Raw genomic sequence first — 18,286 nt, 5'->3', positions numbered from 1 at the left:
TCAATTTGGGTTTGAAAGTGTAACACTTTCAAACTAAGTATCGTCCTTAGAAAGAGGCGATTAAATAGCTTTGGCATGAACGGACATTCTGGTGTAATGAATAGTTATCATCTTGCATTTTGCAGCATTACTTTAACTTCAAAAGTCCTATCTTCTGTTTTAATATCTACTGCTCCCAGATACTTTTCTGCTATACTGGCAACACTCTTAAGCCCAATGCCATGAGGACACAAGTCAGGATCATTTTTCTTTTTGCTGATTATTCCATTATCATTATTCCGAATCACCTCTCCGTCATAAGAATTTTCAATTCTGATCAGATAAAAATTAGCCTTTGATGCTCCACTAAGCCTTATATATCGCTCATCTGCAGGAATAGATGTTATGGCTTCGATCGCATTGTCCAAAAGGTTGTTAAGAATAATTGCCATATCTATAGCCGTGATTCCTTTATCTTCGGTAAAAGAGAAATTGCAGTCAAATATGCATGACTTTTTCTCACAGATAGCAGCTGCCTCATTTATGACAACATCGGTAACTGCATTCCCTGTAGAGTATTTCACTGCGCCACTACTAAGTTCTATATCCATTTCACTAAGGAACTTCGAAGCATCTTTATATCTGCCACCATCCAGAAAGCTTTTCAGGATCATTAGTTTTCCAGCCATATCATGGCGGAGCGTTCTTATCTGTTCCTGATACTTTTCTGTGTACTCTATCTTTTTTCGTATATATCCCTGCTCCTGCACCTGTTCCTGAAGTAAAAGATCTTCTTCCTTTAATCTTCTGTATCTTTGCCATGTTGCAATGGCTGACATTTCACCTATAAAAATGAGAGTCGCCAGAACTGGCATCATCCATTCTAGATCTTTCTTTTCATCAAAAAGTATAAAGACCTCGTTTTCCAAGGGAACTATCATGACCTCTGCAATCATGTACACCATAAAATAAGAGATTATTGAATAGACAGACAGATACAGAGCTTCAGTCCAGGACATATCATATTTCTTTTTGCATATCATTTTAATAATACAGTGCGAGATCATAGAAAAAACTATCAAAAGAAGAATAGAGATGACAAACAGCCACGCCATCCTTCCATACATCTCGTCCATTACATTTTCTGATGAATAATTCAAAGTCTCTATGAGCAGGTCACTGAAAATGTCATTAGTCACTATATTTATCAAAAACCATACATAGAAAACATTGGTCCATAGAAGCAATACAAAAGCGATATGCGGCATATACTGCCTGTTATAGAAAAAGAAGACAGCAAGAACCGTGATAAGACTTATATATGTCCATATACCTCTTGTTGATATGGGTAGAGAAAATAAAACTAAGCCTTCTACTGTCACTACTGCTGAAAGAATTATGTTTTTCTTTTTATCAAGTACAGAGTCACTGATAAATGTCTTTATCATCAGTCCTAGAAATATACCTCTAACCAGGATCATGGCATAACCATAGCCATCCTGAAATACAGAAAAAAGTTCTTTTGACATAAGCCATCAACTCCCAAATATTTTATGATATAAAATCCATGTATGCTTTGGTAAAGTCAGGATACTTATACTTCGAAATTAAAAGAAAATCACCATTGTCCATATAAACTTCTGTTCTTGAATACCCCTTGACATGCTGCATGTTTACCAGATATCCTCTATGAATCCTGAAAAATGATCTACCCAGTATTTTCTCAAACTCCTCCATCTTTTTGTAAACATCATATGTATTATCATTAAAATGGACCATAGTCTTTCTCCCGCTACTTTCAATATAGAGGATATCCTTAAGGGCTGCATTTACAGTTATTCTCCCAGATTGAAGGGTAATGCTCTCAGCTTCCTTTCCCTCATAAATGGTCTCGCATACCATCTGCGCATCCAGTCTTGACAGCTCATCTACTGCTCTTTGAAGCTCAGCTTCGAACATTTCACGTGTTATAGGCTTTAGCAGGTATCCATATGCCCTTACCCCAAAGGCATCTCCCATCCTGTCTGGAATACCTGTGACATATATTATCAGAGGCCTTGAAGCACGCATACTTCTGCCACTTTTTTCTACTCTCTTACCAAGTTCTCTTGCAGTATCGATACCATCAGCCTCGCCCATTGCTATGTCTAGAAAAAGGATATCAAGCTTCGCTCCGGCATCAATATCTTTGAGCAGCTTTTCCCCGGAATCATATTCTTTTATCACCCCTTTATATGGGCTCTTTAAAAGCCAACCGGCAATCAGGCTTCTGACAACTTCCTCGTCATCACATACTGCAAAATGATATTTATCCATTTGCATTTTCCTCAATTCGCATTTGTTTGGTGATATGCCTTGATAACACAAAAATGCTTAGCACGGACATCCATGTAAGCATTTATACTTAAACTATATTTATAATATTATCATGAATCATACTCTTTATATATTCATGTCATGAATGGACAGTTTATTGTAATGAATAGAACTTAAATATTCATAAAAGTCGAAAACAGCGCTTCTCCAATCAGCATTTTTACCGGAAGCATAATACAAAAATAGCCTGCCTAATTAATAAGCAAGCTATTTTCTATACAGATCAATCTATCTCATCACGAACAATTCTCTCGATATGTAAAGCGAGATATCCGATTTCTGCACTATCGATTACTTTACCAAGACTCTTACCTAATTCATCACAAATTTTAGTAGCCATTTTGAATGAATTTGCTGCCATAGCATTAACATAATCGTTCATATCTAATTTTATAACTTCGCCCTTGAGGGTACGAGCGATCATATATCTAATATGATTCAACAACCTATTGTACGACAATGATTGAATATCAATCCCCTTGCCAGTTTCAGCTTCTACCAGATTGACGCACTGTCTGACTGCCTCTGCCATCTGCATAGCCTGTGAGACAGCTTGATCCATAATGGAAGAATGAATATGAAGTGCGATATAACCTATCTCATCATCAGTCAGATTTACGCCCAGACGATCATATATGATATCTTTGGACTTTTCTGCAACTTTAAACTCAGCATGAAATAGAACTCTGATATCGTCAGTCAAGGGATTTCTAAGTTGTTCATTATTTTTGCTTCTTTTTACAGCATATTCAATATGATCGGCCAGAGGCAGCAGAACGTCTCTGTCGATAATCTTAAATTCTGCCTCTGCCCCATCTAATAATTCGTTGGAGATTTCAAGATATACCGGATCAATACTAGTAGCTAAATCCTTTTTATCTCCACGCTCTGTAGACTCTTTTAAGGAATAGATCTTGCAGTCATCAGTGATATCTATTGTCTCACCAACATGCTTGCCAAATCCAACTCCCTTGCCCAAAATCAAATATTCCTGTGTAGTATTCTAAGGTATTCCGATAAGAGCGTTGTGATTTAACACCTTCTCAACTCTATACATTTGAAACTCCTAAAATATGCTTACTCGTAAAAATCTACTGCAAGTAAATCATCGCCGACACTTATACTGCCATCCCCAATACGACGAAGCTTCTGATTAGCCTTAAGTTCTGTGCAAAGAACCGGCGTTGCAATTGAAGGAGCATTCTTAGAAATGAAATCTAAATCTGCCTCCATAAGAACATCACCCTTCTTAACCTTCTGTCCATTAGTTACGTGTACATTGAAGCCTTCACCCTTAAGCTTAACTGTATCTATACCAAAGTGAAGGAGCATAGCTACATCATCATCTGTCTTGAATCCGATCGCATGCTTTGTATCAAATACAAATACTACTGTTCCGTCTGCCGGAGCAACTACCTTACCATCATTAGGAGTTACAACCGCGCCATCACCCATCATCTTCTGTGCAAAAACATCATCCGGTGTCTCTGAAAGATCAGCAGCAACACCAGAAAGCGGGCTACCAAGAACAACTGTCTTTACAACTTTGCCTGTAGGCTCATTAGAAGTTTCCTTTTTAGCCTCAGTGGCAGCTGTGTCTTTTGCTTCATTATATTCTACATTTGGAGCTGTCTCAAGATAATCTTCAAGATTAGACTTGATAACTGTAACGTGAGGTCCGTAAATGATCTGAACGCCGTTACCCTTGTGTACTACCCCTGAAGCTCCTGTAGCCTTCAGCATTGCATCATTAACAAGCTCAGACTTCTTAACTGTAATACGAAGTCTTGTTGCGCAGCAGTCAACATCTGAGATGTTAGCCTTACCACCAAGACCATTAGTGATCTTCTCAGAAGTGTTGTCAGAAACAGACTCCTTCTTTGCATTGTAATCAGAACGTCTGTAAAGCTTAACTTCTTCATCAGCATCACGTCCTGGTGTCTTAAGGTCAAACTTCTTGATAAGGAAGCTGAAAAGGAAGTAGTAAACTACGAAATAACCAAGACCTACTACAGGAACCCATACCCAGCTTGTCTTAGCATTGCCGGGAAGAATACCAAAGAGGATCAAGTCGATGACACCACCTGAGAATGTCATACCAACACCAACTCCAAGGATGTGCATAAGCATGTAAGCTGCACCTGCGAATACGCAGTGGATACCATAAAGAGCCGGAGCTACGAATAAGAATGTGAACTCGATAGGCTCTGTGATACCTGTAAGCATTGATGTAAGAGCTGCTGAAAGAAGAAGACCTCCTACTTCCTTCTTTTTCTCAGGAAGAGCTGTTCTATACATAGCAAGTGCTGCACCGGGAAGACCAAGGATCATGAATGGGAACTTACCGGACATGAATCTTGTAGCTGATACTGCAAAGTGATCAATTGTGTTCTGTGCACCAAGCTGTGCAAAGAAGATGTTCTGTGCACCTTCGATCATCTGACCGTTAACTTCCAGTGTACCACCCAGAGCTGTCTGCCAGAAAGGAAGGTAGAATACGTGGTGAAGACCAAATGGAATAAGAAGTCTTTCCATAAGTCCATATACCCATGTTCCTGCGTAGCCGGAAGCAAGAACAACACCACCTACTGCGTAGATGCCCTGCTGTACGAATGGCCATACGAAGAACATTAAAATACCAACTGCTGTGTATACCAGACCTGAGATGATAGGAACGAATCTTGTACCACCAAAGAATGATAATACCTGTGGAAGCTGGATCTTATAGAACTTGTTGTGAAGTGAAGCAACACCAAGACCTACGATCATACCACCGAATACACCCATCTGTAATGAAGTGATACCGCAAACTGATGTTGTTGCACCATCAAGCATGGCCTCAGGACCACCGTGAATTGTGATCATAGCGCCGATTGAAGCATGCATGATAAGGAATGCGATAGCTGCTGCAAGAGCTGCAACTTCTTTTTCTTTGCCATACCGATTGCTACACCAATAGCAAATATAATAGGCAAGTTGGCAAATACTATGTTACCGGCCTCATTCATAACAGTAAGGATAGCATTACCTACTGTGCCAGGGCCTAAAACGCTTGTAAGACCATATGTCTCAAGCATAGTTGTGTTGGTGAATGAACCACCGATTCCAAGAAGCAGACCTGCTACCGGAAGGATTGCGATTGGGAGCATGAAGGAACGTCCAACACGCTGCAATACACCAAATAATTTGTCTTTCATTTCTAATTCTCCTATACATGAAAATTTTTATTGCGTATTTATGAGGATTAGAAATTGTCTTTTTAATGCTGGTGATGGGTTTAGGGCATAAAAAAAGACACGAACCCACATAAATACTAAAAGTTATTATGTATAGTTCGTGCCTTGATTGGTTACAAGTTACACACTACGGTAATAGAAGTTACCATGAATTAGTTAGACTGTCAATACATTTTGCATATTTTCGCAGATGTTTCGGTATTTTTACGAATCTGCTTGTCATAGGTGACATTAAGCTCACTATCTCTATTTATAGCTGTCCAAGCATCTTCTGTGCATCATCTGCAGCTTTAACTTTATCATCAGCTCTGATAATTATTCCTTCTTCATCGATCAGATATGTCGTCCTGACAACTCCCATGGATACCTTTCCATAGTTCTTTTTCTCTTTCCATACATCGTAAGCTTCTATCACCTTACGCTCAGGATCGGCTAGTAGAGTAAATGCAAGGCCATATTTTTCTTCGAACTTCTTGTGCGATGCCACTGTATCCTTACTAACTCCAAGTACAACAGCGCCTTTTTCCCTAAACTGAGGATACCTTTCTGAAAAGCCGCAAGCCTGCTTAGTACAACCGGAAGTGTTGTCCTTAGGATAAAAATACAAAATAACCTTCTTACCTCTATAATCCTTTAGAGAATGCATTGTCCCGTTCTGATCAGGGAGTTCAAAATCAGGTGCCTTGGTTCCTACTTCTAACATAATAATCCTCCTCTGAGATTGAATTTACGTTCTATACAATCTACCAGGTCAAATCTGATCATCTATAGCACTTCCTTTTACATCGTTTGATAGAAGACTCAGCTTGTTGAGAATATTGTTAATCTCAAGGTTAACTGCATCCTGAGTATCCTCCATAGACGCTCCGTCTGAGATTATCATCTTCTGCATACTATCAGCATCGATATTATCTGCTTCAGCGCGCTCACGCCTTGCGACAGCTCTTTTTGCATCGGCGCTAGTCCTCTGGCTCTCTGTAGCATGTTCTTTGATGTTCTCGATCATTTCCTGCTGCATGGCTTCTTTTTCAAGCTTCTTTGCCTCTTCCTTCTTCTCTTCTTTCTTCTTTTCTGCAGCCTCTTTTGCCTCTTCTTCGCGCTCCTTCTGCTCTTCATCCACATTGTCGATCATTTCCTGTGTCAACAGAGCTACCGTCTCATCATTCGAAGCCTCCATGATCTCCTCAGCAGCATCCTGTGCTTTGAGCATATCCTGGGATTTAAGACGTTCTCTTTTCATATCTGCATATCCTTGAACATTCCCTGCCTGCTGAGCCTTGGCCTGGTCGATATCAAGCGCATTCTGCTGATTCTTCGCCACATAGTAAAGAGCCTGCTGCTGATACTCCGAGAGCTTTCCCATCTCTTCGTCTGAGAGACCGTCTTTTGAATGATTCATCTTAAGAGCAAGCTGGTCAAGATTCTTATTTTCTTCGCTGTCCGGGTCTATCCCATATTGTTCCTGAAGCTCTTTTAACTTAGCATCATTGTCCCTGGTATCAGTGCTCTTCTCATTGATCACATCCTGCAGGCGCTTGATCTCATCCTTGATCCCCTGCATCTGTGCATCAAGCTTCTTCTCGCCTCCAAAGGCATCTGAGACAACCTTAAGAGCCTGCTTTCTGGCAAGCCCACGGCGCTGATCTACCAGACTCTCACCCTTAAGATTGGCGCCTGAGATCGAATTCATGTTGCCATTCTTATTAGTTTTATTCGCAGCGTAAATTTCCTGCCCAATGTCTTTTACCTGCCTATCTAGCGAAGTAATATTGATTCCGGTCATAATCATCTACCTCCGTGTACATGAACGACACAACTCCTTTTCTGTTATATCGGCCTATAACTTTTAGTAGCTAATAGATATGTCACCAATGTCTCAAAAGAAGCTAAGCTGGTTGTCAATATAGGACTTCATCTCAACATCATGGATCACGTCTGTCTCATTGTAATTACCGATCAGGAAAGGAGAATTCGGATCATTCAGTTTCATATTTCTTTTTACAGCTTCTATATCATTATTGGCATAACAGTATCTGCAAAGATGGCCGCAGCTATCATAAGCTCCAATATCTCCTGAAAGATAGCAGGCGCACTCTTTTCTTGCAGGCTTCTTATTAGGGACTATAAGTTTTTGTCCTATAGCCTTCTCATAAGTTGCAATTGTCATGCAGCCGCTGCAATCAGCACCGTATTCTGATAAGAACTGCCCTTCACCGCAGGGTCTTACAACCATGCCATAGGTCTTGGCTATCTTTATTATCTCTTTGCCAAGATAATACTTATCTTCTCTTGATACGGCTCTTGCCTGGGGGTAATTACGCTTAACCTTCTCATATAGATCAATAAAGCTGATAACTACAGTCCGGGTATAGCCGCTAAGAGCTGCTGCCATCTGCTCAAAAGCCTTAAGATGGTACTCTACTGTATACCTCTCATTAACAAGGATCGGATCATATCTCCAACCTATACTGTTAATACCGACCATGTCAGAGAGTACTTTAAAATCTTCTAAAATCTTGTGTTTATCAGGAACATGCGGCTCGATATCCCTTCCATAGGGAGTGATAGTAACAAACCAGTACTGTCCATATTCTTTGACAAGATCCATATACTCAAAAAACGGCGCCGGATTCTTGGAACAGAATCCGACGACATCCACTGTTTCAGGACTAAGTCTGTACCTGCTGACCTGCTCCTTATTAAAAGGATTTCTGACACATACAACCTGCTCCTTAAACCTGTTTGCAAGCCACTTGGGATAGAATGCGGGAATATCAGTCCTTTGACCCGTATTGATGATCATGTAAAACTCCTTAGCTATAGTAAAAGACCATTGTCTCCGTCCCCAGGGATCATTCTACAACTTTCTTCTTGGTGCTAAACCAGAAGATAACAAGAACCAATGCAATCACGAAACTGCATATCGGTGCTATAGGCTGTGTTACTATCACATCACTATTAGTGCTTTCAAATATAAATTTTAATAGAATACTTACGATAAGATTAAGGAAGGAATGAATCATATACAATACAAAACCTGCGCCTTTATTAGCAAGTGCAAGGAGTACGCCAACTACTGCCCAGAATAATGCCAGTCCAACCATAATATAGGAAAAAATTTTAATTCCGTTTACAGTAGCCTGATCTTCAGATGGTAATGAAAGAAAACTGTCATATTTGTTCATGAAGTTCATAAGTCTGCCAAGCTCCATATATGACAATCCGCTATCTCTTATAGTCTTAATAATCCCCTTAAGATCATCAAGACCTTCTTCAAAATCATCATTATCATCAAGGATTTCTTCCATAGAATCATCTGCCATGCCATCATCTATAGCCTCGATAGCAGCATCAACTGCTTCCTTCATAGACAGATCCTCTTCCATTAAGTCTTCATCGCCTGTGATTTCAGCGATCATTTCAGATATCATATTTTCTCTTATGCTGGTTTCAAAATCAAACTGGATTACTTTTCCGAAAAAGAAAAATAATGATACTGCCAAAATAACTATTGCTATGCACAATCTTACGCTTTTTTTCATCTTATATACCTCTCAATCTTTAAGCATGATTTTTAATTCATCACTACCATTCTATAAGCTTCCCACCTGTACTTCAACAAAGATAGGTCAAAAAGCGCACTTTTTGAGAATTATATGTAAAAAAATGAATAGAGAATGCTTTTATTACTTCGCTATAATTACATCTATAGGGTATAGGCTGTTATAAGGCCTTATAGACAAAAAATTACAGACACCACAAGAAGGAGAAAAAAGGGTATGGACTACATCTATGAAATGCCGGCAAAAATGCTGGAACAGGCTACAAACAGGGGACGTATAGAAGTTGCCGAATATGAATCGCAGACTTATGGTGAGGATTCAAGACCTCTTCACAAGAAAGCTTTGGTATACCTTCCGTATGGTTATAATGAAAACAATAAATATAATGTTCTGTATCTCTTACACGGTGGCGGATGCAATCACAATTACTGGTTCAAGGATTTCCCGGACACGGTAACGATTCTTGACAATATGATTGCTGATAAGATCTGCGATCCATGCATAATCGTAACACCTACTTTCTATCACGATGAAGAGGATCAGCATACACATGACGAGTCAAGATGTGAGAACTTCAAACATGAACTTCGTAATGATCTTATTCCTTTTATAGAACAAAAATATGCATGCTATACAGAAGGTGATGTGTCAGAAGATAATCTGATCAAGACAAGAGACCACCGCGCTTTTGCAGGTCTTTCACTTGGTTCTATGACAACCTACCGTGCAGCTTTTTATAATAACTTCGATCTATTTGCATGGTACGGACCATTCTCAGGCTGCTGCGGGCCTTTTGGTGATCGAGACGCAGAAGTAGACAGAATCTGTAAGACACTTACAGATGGTAAGTCAAAAGGTTACGAACTAAAATATATGTTCTGTGGTAACGGAGACAAGGATATCGCCTATGAAGAACACAAGGATATCATGGAAAGAGCTGTAAAAGCTTCAGAACTTCTCATCCCGGAAAAGAATTATTCATTCTACGTAATTCCGGGCGGCATACATGACATAAAAGCATGGCAGCTTCACTTATACCATGCACTGCAAGTATTCTTCAAATAATATGCTAAGATCATCCACGTCACAACCAATATCGCAAAACATACCACATCTAATTTATCGTCATAAATTTAAATAATAAGTCCGACTTTTCAGCCGGACTTATCATATCTTAATAACTTCTCATATAGCAGTACTGTTTATTTTAATATGTCTGCAAATTCTTCTATAGGAACAGGAGGTGAAAACAGATATCCCTGAAGATAATCACATCCTATCTTGTACATCTCATCAGCCATCTCCTTAGTCTCAATACCTTCAGCTGTTACAGTAAATCCCATAGTCTTGAAAGTCTGCACCAGGCTTGGAAGAAGACCGTCAGGATTGTTACAATAATCCCTGACTATAGCCATATCTATCTTGATATTTATAAATGGTATATCTTTTAGCCTGTCAAGATTTGAATACCCCTTTCCATAATCATCAAGTACGAATCTAAATCCCCGTTCTTTCATGGCCTGAATCTGACGCAAAAGTACCATCTGATCGACCATAGCATCTTCTGTGATCTCAAGATGTATGAGACCTACATCTATTCCGCTTTTTTCTATGATCGAATTATATTTAAAAGCAAGCGAGTTGTTCATAAACTGCGTGGGTGAAAGGTTAACATTGATCCAGGATATACCCATCTTTTCAAGATCGTTATCTTTGATATATTCACAAGTCTTTTTAAATATCTGCTCACCCATCTGATTGATGGCACCATTTTGTTCTGCGACTCTTATAAATTCGCCTGGCATGATCCTGTTGCCATCCTTGTCCCTTATCCTTGCAAGGGCTTCGGCACCTATTATTTGATGATTATCAGCTCTAACTATCGGCTGTAGATATACTTCTGCTGTTTCATGTTCAATGACCCATTTCAGAGTTTTTCTTATATACACTTCCCTTTCTACTCTCTCTACGTCAGCATCTTCAACATAGCGAACATTACCGGGTACCAGCTCTATATCGTCTGCCAGTATAACCATTCCGACTTCAAGACGCCTTTCGGGAGATTCTATAGTCATATTTTCATCAGTCATAACGAAATCAAGTTCAAAATACATCTTAGTATCTTTAAAATTCCATGACTCTTTAAACCTTTGATTGATCTGATCTATGATCTTATCTGCTTCTATATCTCTGTTACCGATAAGTACAAATCTTCCTTCTTTTGAGTAAAAAGGAATCAGATTCTTGTATTTATTTCTGAAATATGAACCTATGAGCTTGAGCCCCTTATCCATACTAGATGCGCCATATACCTCCCTTAACTCCTTGTAATTATGAAGTCCTACGGCTATATACCTCTTGTACCTGAATGATCTGATCTCATCAACATAATACGTCAATGCTTCCGAATTAAATACATCTGTTTTGGAATCATAGTAAAAATCAGGATTAGTAAATGACAGATAGATGATAATGATTGCTATAAGCCAGAAGGTATCCATAAGCAGATATCTTGGGAACATCCACCTGACAACAGTCCCCATAAGAATAGTGAAATTGAACCCCATAGCTCCAAGAAGTCTTGTGATATTGGGCATATTCTTCCTATATATCACTAAAACTGCAAAAGAAATAACTTCATAGAATAACAAGCACGAATAAACTACATAGTCATATACAGAGCCCTTTTGATATCCATCATCTGTTATATAGTAAACAAAATGTGTCCAATTACTTGTGATCGTTAAAATAATGGCTGTAACAAAGGGGATTATCATCACCCAGTGAAGCAGCTCCATACGGTTTCTGTGAAGCTTTAACAAATACATTGTTAATAGATAAAAAAGATATGCCATTGCAAAAAAGAATACGAAGTACAAGTCGTTAATAACGTACAGCTGCCAGTCTGGGTACATAAAGTAATTCTCATCTGCCACAGACGATACTATATCTGAAATCATAACTATCATTTCGAATACAATCAGCTGAATAAACACCCTGTTAAGACCAATGTTGATCCTGGGTATATAAAACCAATATAAAACAAATACGATCATTATTAAAAAACTTGGAAATATATAACTATAATTCCACATAGTATTCTTCTTTCCTTGGTAAAGTAACTGGCTGTATTACGTTAAATTTTACCGGCGCAGGCATTATTTACATTACTTCCCTCTTGGACGAACCAGTATCCCAAAAGCCTTTACAGGGGGAGTTACATTATTTTTGCATGTATTCATAAATACACAGTCTTACAATTACTATCGGCATATAAATGTGCAAACAATATATGCGCACATATTATTTCATACTGTTACTTAATTGATTAAGATTTATATGTACGTAACTGACTTCGCACTTGTCAAATATGCGTGCGCCGCTAGGCGCACATATCGAGTAGGCTGACTCCTACTCGATTTCGCACACGAACATTCCGCACTTAGTGCTCCATGTTCTTACGACCGGCAAATGAATTTGTAGGTCTTGTGCAACAAAAAGAAGCCGCTATACAAGCGGCTTCTTTGGGCAAATTCATTATTCTACTGTAACTGACTTAGCAAGGTTTCTAGGCTGATCCGGATCATTGCCCTTACCTACTGAAGTGTAATATGCAAGAATCTGAAGTACTACTACAGATTCAAATACAGAAAGCTCATCTCTGACATCAGGTATGCTGATATGAACATCACATACAGTGCTGTCTGTGATAGCTTTATCCTTGCTGATAAGGATTACATAGGCACCTCTTGCCTTAACCTCTCTGATGTTAGAAACAACCTTGCTGTAAACAGGCTGCTGAGTTGCTATAGCTATTACAGGAGTTCCTTCTGTTATAAGAGAGATAGTTCCGTGCTTAAGTTCACCTGCTGCATAAGCTTCTGCGTGAATGTAGCTGATCTCCTTAAGTTTGAGAGCACCTTCCATAGACAGAGTATAGTCAAGACCTCTTCCGATAAAGAAAGCATCCTCAGCATTGACCATACGACTTGCCTGTGCTGCAACCTTGTCTTCAAGCTTAAGAACTTCTTCGATCATAGAAGGAACATTCTTAAGACCTGAGATGAATTCTCTTATCTCAGATTCTGAAGCCTTGCCTGTTACGAGGCCAAGCTTGCATCCTATAAGATACATAGCAGCTACCTGAACTGAGTAAGCCTTGGTAGATGCAACTGCGATCTCAGGACCTGCGTGAGTATAAAGAGCATATCCACTTTCACGTGCAATTGTAGAACCCTTAACATTAACAACTGCAAGTGTTCTGTCTGTATACTTCTTGGCAAGGCGCAGAGCTTCAAGTGTATCAATAGTCTCACCTGACTGTGATACTACGATCACAAGTGTATTCTTGTCTATTGTAGGTCTTTCGTATCTGAATTCAGATGCGATAGCAACTGTAACAGGGATTCCGAACTTATTCTGAATAAGTGTACGACCCACATTACCTGCATACATAGCAGTACCGCAAGCTATAACAGTAATATCGTGAACACCTTCAAAAAGTGAATCCGGAATATTGTCATCTTCAAAATCAGGAAGAAGATCCTTAACACGAGGATTGATAGTATCTGCAAGTGCTCTTGGCTGCTCATGGATCTCTTTGATCATATAATGAGGATAGCCATCCTTCTGAGCTGTTGATACATCCCAGTCAACTGTAAGATACTCAGGCTCTACAACATTGCCTTCAAGATCTTCAAGTGTGATACCATCATCCTTAAGTGTAAGGATATGATACTCAGGTACTACGAAGTAACTGTTTGAGAACTCGATAAATGCTGTAAGGTCAGATGCGATAAAAGATCCCTCGCCATCTGTATGAGAAGCTACAAGAGGGCTTACATTACGAACCGCATAAACTTCTCCGGGATGACCCTTGAACAAAATACAGAAAGCAAAAGAGCCTTTAAGTTCCTTAACAGCCTTTCTGATAGCATCCTTGGGATCTCCTGAATAGTTCTTACTGATAACTGCAGCAGCAACCTCTGTATCTGTGTCTGACTTAAGCTGCCCTTTGAGTTCATACTTCTCGATAAGTTCGTGATAGTTCTCAATGATTCCGTTATGAAGAAGTGTTACATCACCAAACTTATGAGGATGAGCGTTGGCATTGGTAACTCCGCCGTGAGTAGCCCATCTTGTATGACCGATACCTGTAGTAGAAACGTTCTCATCATCACAGATAGCCCGAAGGTCATTAACCTTACCAGCAGTCTTTCTAATGGATACATGCTTGCCATTGTCCTTGAAAAAGGCTATTCCTGCACTGTCATAACCTCTGTACTCAAGTCTCTGAAGTCCATCAAGAAGGATATTCTGAGCAGGCTTATGTCCTGCAAATCCAATAATTCCACACATATATATAAATTCCTTTCATGTCAATGTACATAGATGATCAGTCTCATTTCATCTAACGGATAGATGAAGATGATCCTTCACATCGATTGTTATAAAAAGCTACTGCATGTATATATTCATCTCATCTTCCAGGCAGTAACTATCAGATCACATGACAGCAGTTAATTTGTTGCCGGATCGTTCCGGTCTTTACAACTGCCTTACGCATTCATGCATACGTCCGGGCATCCGCCGAATAATCTCGATAAACCCGAATCCTCGTTAACCGTATCTTACGGTACATGGCGCTAAAGTTTCTAAACTTTTCGAAATCTAAGTCCTCCTAAAACTTAAACCACATTATCTTAACACATCTTGTAAAAATAATAAAGCAGTAGATGTATCATGAGATTTCTGACATCTACTGCTTTAAATGTGAAAAGCCTGGTTAAGCTTGTACTTATTAAGCATTAGCAGATGCTAGCTCATCTGCAAAGATAGACTTCATCGCCTTTTCAAGAACAGGAACGATGATGGCTACAAGTACCATCTTAAGAAGATCTCCCGGGATGAAAGGCACCATGCAGGCAAGAAGTGATGCCTGAATGCTCATCTTGGTAAGGAAGATGAACTGTGTAAGTCCTACTACGTAGATAACTACGCTTCCAAGAAGCATAGCTACTATCATCTCTGCGTACTTAACTACGCCTTTTTTATTTCTGCCAAATTTAAAATAAATGAATCCAGCAAGAAGTGCAGCAAATGGCCATGACATAATAAATCCGCCGCTCATACCTACAAGTGATCCGATTCCTCCTGAGAATCCTGCAAATACAGGAAGACCTACTGCTCCTAAAAGAACATATACAAGCACAGCTACAAAACCGTACAAAGGTCCTAAAAGAAGAGCTGCAAGAAATACTGCTGCCGTCTGAAGTGTAATCGGAACGCCGCCAGGAAGCGGGATGGAAATAGGTGCTGTAGCACAGCACAAAGCTGCAAACATAGCACATAAAACGATTGTCTTAACTGTAAACTTTTTCATATTATGTTATTCCTCCAAGTCAAATACCGGCATTAATTAAGCCATAATTTATAGATTTTATGCGGTCTTAAAGATAGTAAACCTTCGAAACACTAATTGTCAACCATTTTTTGAATCAAAGGTTTACAATCAATGATTCAACGGTTTACATCTACCTTTTACCAGCACACCGGCTAATTTACACTCACCTGAAGGTAATAGATTCTATATCAAAACTCTTACAAATACTTCAAACTTCCCACTTGGACAGTGCAGTATCTCCAAAATCTTTACAGGGAAGGGCAGTATATAAAACAATGCCATGCTTTTAATCGTTTTATTTAATTCATGAGCGTGATAGATGGAGATTTCCAGTCTGCCCGGGGTCCACCTGTCTGAGCGAAGCGAGTTTGGACCCCAGAATGGAAAGCTCCAGATATCATGCCATGGATTATAAAACGATTAACAGCATGGCATTGTTTTATATACTGCCCTTCAATGTAAAGATTTTGGAGATACTGCACTGTCCAAGTGGGAAGGCAGCAACCCAGATTACTGCACCGTCCAAGTGGAAAGGCCGCAGTCTGGATTACTGCGGCGTAGTTGCAAGGTACAGCTTCCTCTGCCTTTCTACTACGCTGCTTATCCACTCTTTGTCTGCAAGAGACTTGGTAGCGTCTGCCATCTCTGACTCATTGGCATATTCATCGAAGATATTCTGCTTGTGCTCAAGAAGCTTCACCATATCTTCATCAATAGTATCAGAACACAAGAGATGGTATACAAGGACATTCCTAACCTGTCCCATACGATATACTCTTGATATAGCCTGAGTTTCAAGAGAAGGCTTGATCTGAGGTTCGCAGAATATCACAACACTTGCTGTCTGGATATTAAGCCCTGTACCTCCTGCCAGTACCTGACTTACAAGAACACTTCCTGCTTTACTGTTTGTAAACTCGTCAACTATTGCCTGTCTATCTGCAATTGAAGTAGATCCTGATATTCTGAATACGTCCCTGTCCTTCAAAAGGTCACATACTTTACTAATAGTATCAAGATAGAATGAGAATACTATGATCTTCCTGCCTTCATCTTTGGCCATATCACATAGTTCCAAAAGTCTCACAGCCTTGGATGAATGACTGATATCATCCTGAAGATAGCCTACTCTTCTCATGGTCATAAAGTTACCTTCTTTGACCACTTCAACATATGCGTCCTTGTCAGAAGGTGACATTTCGCACCACTGAGGCTTATCTTCCATTTCAGGAAGCTCCTTGAGGACATCTTCTCTTACTCTTCTAAGATATACAGGCGCTATGACTTTCTTAAATTCATCAGACTGATTCATAAATGCATATTTTTGTACATCTTTTATAAGATCATCCTGCCTTAATATACCTATTAGGTTGCACATCTCATCGACTTTATTTTCAAGAGGAGTACCTGTCATAAGAAGAGTGCGCTTTGCCTTATCTCTTATTTTCATAAGATACTTAGTCCTCTGAGCCTTAGGATTTTTAATATAATGAGCTTCATCTACAACCAGCATCTCTATATTAAGGTCTCTATCCATATTGTCATAAAGTTCGTCCAAAGATTCGTAGTTAGTAACTGCAACTCCTCCATTTTGCTGCCACACATCTACATCTATCTTACCTTTTGATGCATGTAGAAGATGTGCCTTCAAAGCGCTGTGCTTCTCAATCTCCCTACACCAGTTGATAAGTACACTGGCAGGACATACCACAAGAAAATGCGCATTGGAAACCTTAGCCGCTATTGATGCCATAGATGCAATAGCCATAATAGTCTTGCCAAGTCCCATCTCATCTCCCAAAAGGACGTTCTCTTGATGAAGCGCATACTTGGCTCCAAATATCTGATACTGCCTAAGCGTAGCATTAAGAAGCGATGTATCAAGTTCCTGCCTCTCTATCTCTTCTGCAAGACTAGATGGTATATCCTTGTACACTGAGCTAATAGGAGCAGATGATACATTGAGACTATCAAGAAGAGCATAAAATGGCGCACTGTTACTTAGAAACTCTCTCTTTGCATCCTGAAGGGATATAAGACGAAACGTCTCATATTGATTAATAAGATTATTAGAACGAACCTGATAATTATCATTATCTATAACTATAAGAGTCTCATAACCTGACACTGTAGACTCTTTAGCCTTAGCAGATGAGAATACCCATCTTAAAGAATTCCTGATCTTAATATCCGAAAGCGCCTTAGCTATATGCTGATGATACCTTGAATTAATATCCGCTACATCCTTATATACAAGAGCCTTACGCATATATTTATATAGCTCGAATACCAGATTCCAGTTCTCAGGATCTTTGGAATCTGCATCAATCCTTACAGATGTAGTCTCTGCCATCCTCCTTGTAAAAAGATCTACAGTCTGCCTTATAGCCTTGGCCTGAGCTTCACCTATCCCGTTTATCATAGAAAGTGAAGCCTCTGACCTTCCGGCAAGCTGCGACAGATCATGGTATCCTGCCTTCTCCAAAGCAGCTACCCTGATCCCCGCCTTAGCTCCGGATAACTCACTGACAGGAATCGATGAAAGATTCTTTGTAGCAAACTTAATCCTAAGATCTGCTGCCGCCTTTTCTATCGCCTGCCTCGCCCTGGCCTCTTCTTCCTGAATTGAAAGCATCATGCCGTCAACCGCCGATATATCCCTTATATATTTAACCAAAACCTTAAAATCCGGCTTATAATAATTCGAATTACTCATTTAACCCCCATAT

General features: G+C 39.5%; 12 protein-coding genes and 1 pseudogene. 1 reads left to right on the top strand and 12 read right to left on the bottom strand.

What is annotated here, in order from left to right; translation table 11 throughout:
- Positions 1–107: 107 nt before the first annotated feature.
- From I7804_RS06950 to I7804_RS06915, 8 genes and pseudogenes are all read right to left on the bottom strand, one after another.
- On the bottom strand, positions 108–1,508 hold the full coding sequence (locus I7804_RS06950) for a sensor histidine kinase (protein WP_248405639.1): 1,401 nt from the start codon (positions 1,506–1,508) through the stop codon (positions 108–110).
- A gap of 22 nt (positions 1,509–1,530) precedes the next feature.
- Positions 1,531–2,295, bottom strand: coding sequence for a LytR/AlgR family response regulator transcription factor (locus I7804_RS06945; RefSeq protein ID WP_248405637.1), 765 nt, complete (start codon positions 2,293–2,295; stop codon positions 1,531–1,533).
- A 283-nt stretch (positions 2,296–2,578) separates the two neighbouring features.
- Positions 2,579–3,340, bottom strand: a complete 762-nt coding sequence (locus I7804_RS06940) for a PRD domain-containing protein (protein WP_248405635.1) — start codon at positions 3,338–3,340, stop codon at positions 2,579–2,581.
- Between the two features lie 92 nt (positions 3,341–3,432).
- Positions 3,433–5,552 (bottom strand): annotated as a pseudogene (locus tag I7804_RS19260) (glucose PTS transporter subunit IIA).
- A 289-nt stretch (positions 5,553–5,841) separates the two neighbouring features.
- Positions 5,842–6,294, bottom strand: a complete 453-nt coding sequence (gene bcp, locus I7804_RS06930; RefSeq protein WP_022759185.1) for a thioredoxin-dependent thiol peroxidase — start codon at positions 6,292–6,294, stop codon at positions 5,842–5,844.
- A 48-nt stretch (positions 6,295–6,342) separates the two neighbouring features.
- On the bottom strand, positions 6,343–7,374 hold the full coding sequence (locus tag I7804_RS06925; protein ID WP_248405634.1) for a hypothetical protein: 1,032 nt from the start codon (positions 7,372–7,374) through the stop codon (positions 6,343–6,345).
- Positions 7,375–7,467: 93 nt separating this feature from the next.
- A complete protein-coding gene (locus I7804_RS06920; RefSeq protein WP_248405632.1) occupies positions 7,468–8,394 on the bottom strand; it encodes a DUF1848 domain-containing protein in 927 nt (308 codons plus the stop codon).
- Between the two features lie 49 nt (positions 8,395–8,443).
- Complete coding sequence (locus I7804_RS06915; RefSeq protein ID WP_248405630.1) at positions 8,444–9,133, bottom strand: hypothetical protein; 690 nt, start codon at positions 9,131–9,133, stop codon at positions 8,444–8,446.
- Positions 9,134–9,370: 237 nt separating this feature from the next.
- Between I7804_RS06915 and I7804_RS06910 the strand changes: the two genes are divergently transcribed.
- The gene (locus I7804_RS06910; RefSeq protein ID WP_248405628.1) at positions 9,371–10,219 is read left to right on the top strand and encodes an alpha/beta hydrolase; all 849 of its coding nucleotides are present in this window, start codon (positions 9,371–9,373) and stop codon (positions 10,217–10,219) included.
- Positions 10,220–10,356: 137 nt separating this feature from the next.
- Here the strand turns inward: I7804_RS06910 and I7804_RS06905 are convergent, their stop codons facing one another.
- The 4 genes from I7804_RS06905 to I7804_RS06890 all read right to left on the bottom strand — a co-directional run bounded on the left by I7804_RS06905 (position 10,357) and on the right by I7804_RS06890 (position 18,273).
- Positions 10,357–12,114: an EAL domain-containing protein gene (locus I7804_RS06905; RefSeq protein WP_248405626.1), complete on the bottom strand. Its 1,758-nt coding sequence runs from the start codon at positions 12,112–12,114 to the stop codon at positions 10,357–10,359.
- Positions 12,115–12,691: 577 nt separating this feature from the next.
- Complete coding sequence (gene glmS / locus I7804_RS06900) at positions 12,692–14,512, bottom strand: glutamine--fructose-6-phosphate transaminase (isomerizing) (protein ID WP_027206705.1); 1,821 nt, start codon at positions 14,510–14,512, stop codon at positions 12,692–12,694.
- A 442-nt stretch (positions 14,513–14,954) separates the two neighbouring features.
- Positions 14,955–15,536, bottom strand: coding sequence for a biotin transporter BioY (locus I7804_RS06895; RefSeq protein ID WP_074755445.1), 582 nt, complete (start codon positions 15,534–15,536; stop codon positions 14,955–14,957).
- A gap of 568 nt (positions 15,537–16,104) precedes the next feature.
- On the bottom strand, positions 16,105–18,273 hold the full coding sequence (locus I7804_RS06890) for a DEAD/DEAH box helicase (protein WP_248405624.1): 2,169 nt from the start codon (positions 18,271–18,273) through the stop codon (positions 16,105–16,107).
- Positions 18,274–18,286 lie beyond the last annotated feature (13 nt).

This window comes from Butyrivibrio fibrisolvens (assembly GCF_023206215.1).
In the GTDB taxonomy this organism is placed as follows: domain Bacteria; phylum Bacillota; class Clostridia; order Lachnospirales; family Lachnospiraceae; genus Butyrivibrio; species Butyrivibrio fibrisolvens_C.
Note: the sequence above shows the minus strand (reverse complement) of the source record. Positions and strands in the feature narration are given on the sequence as shown.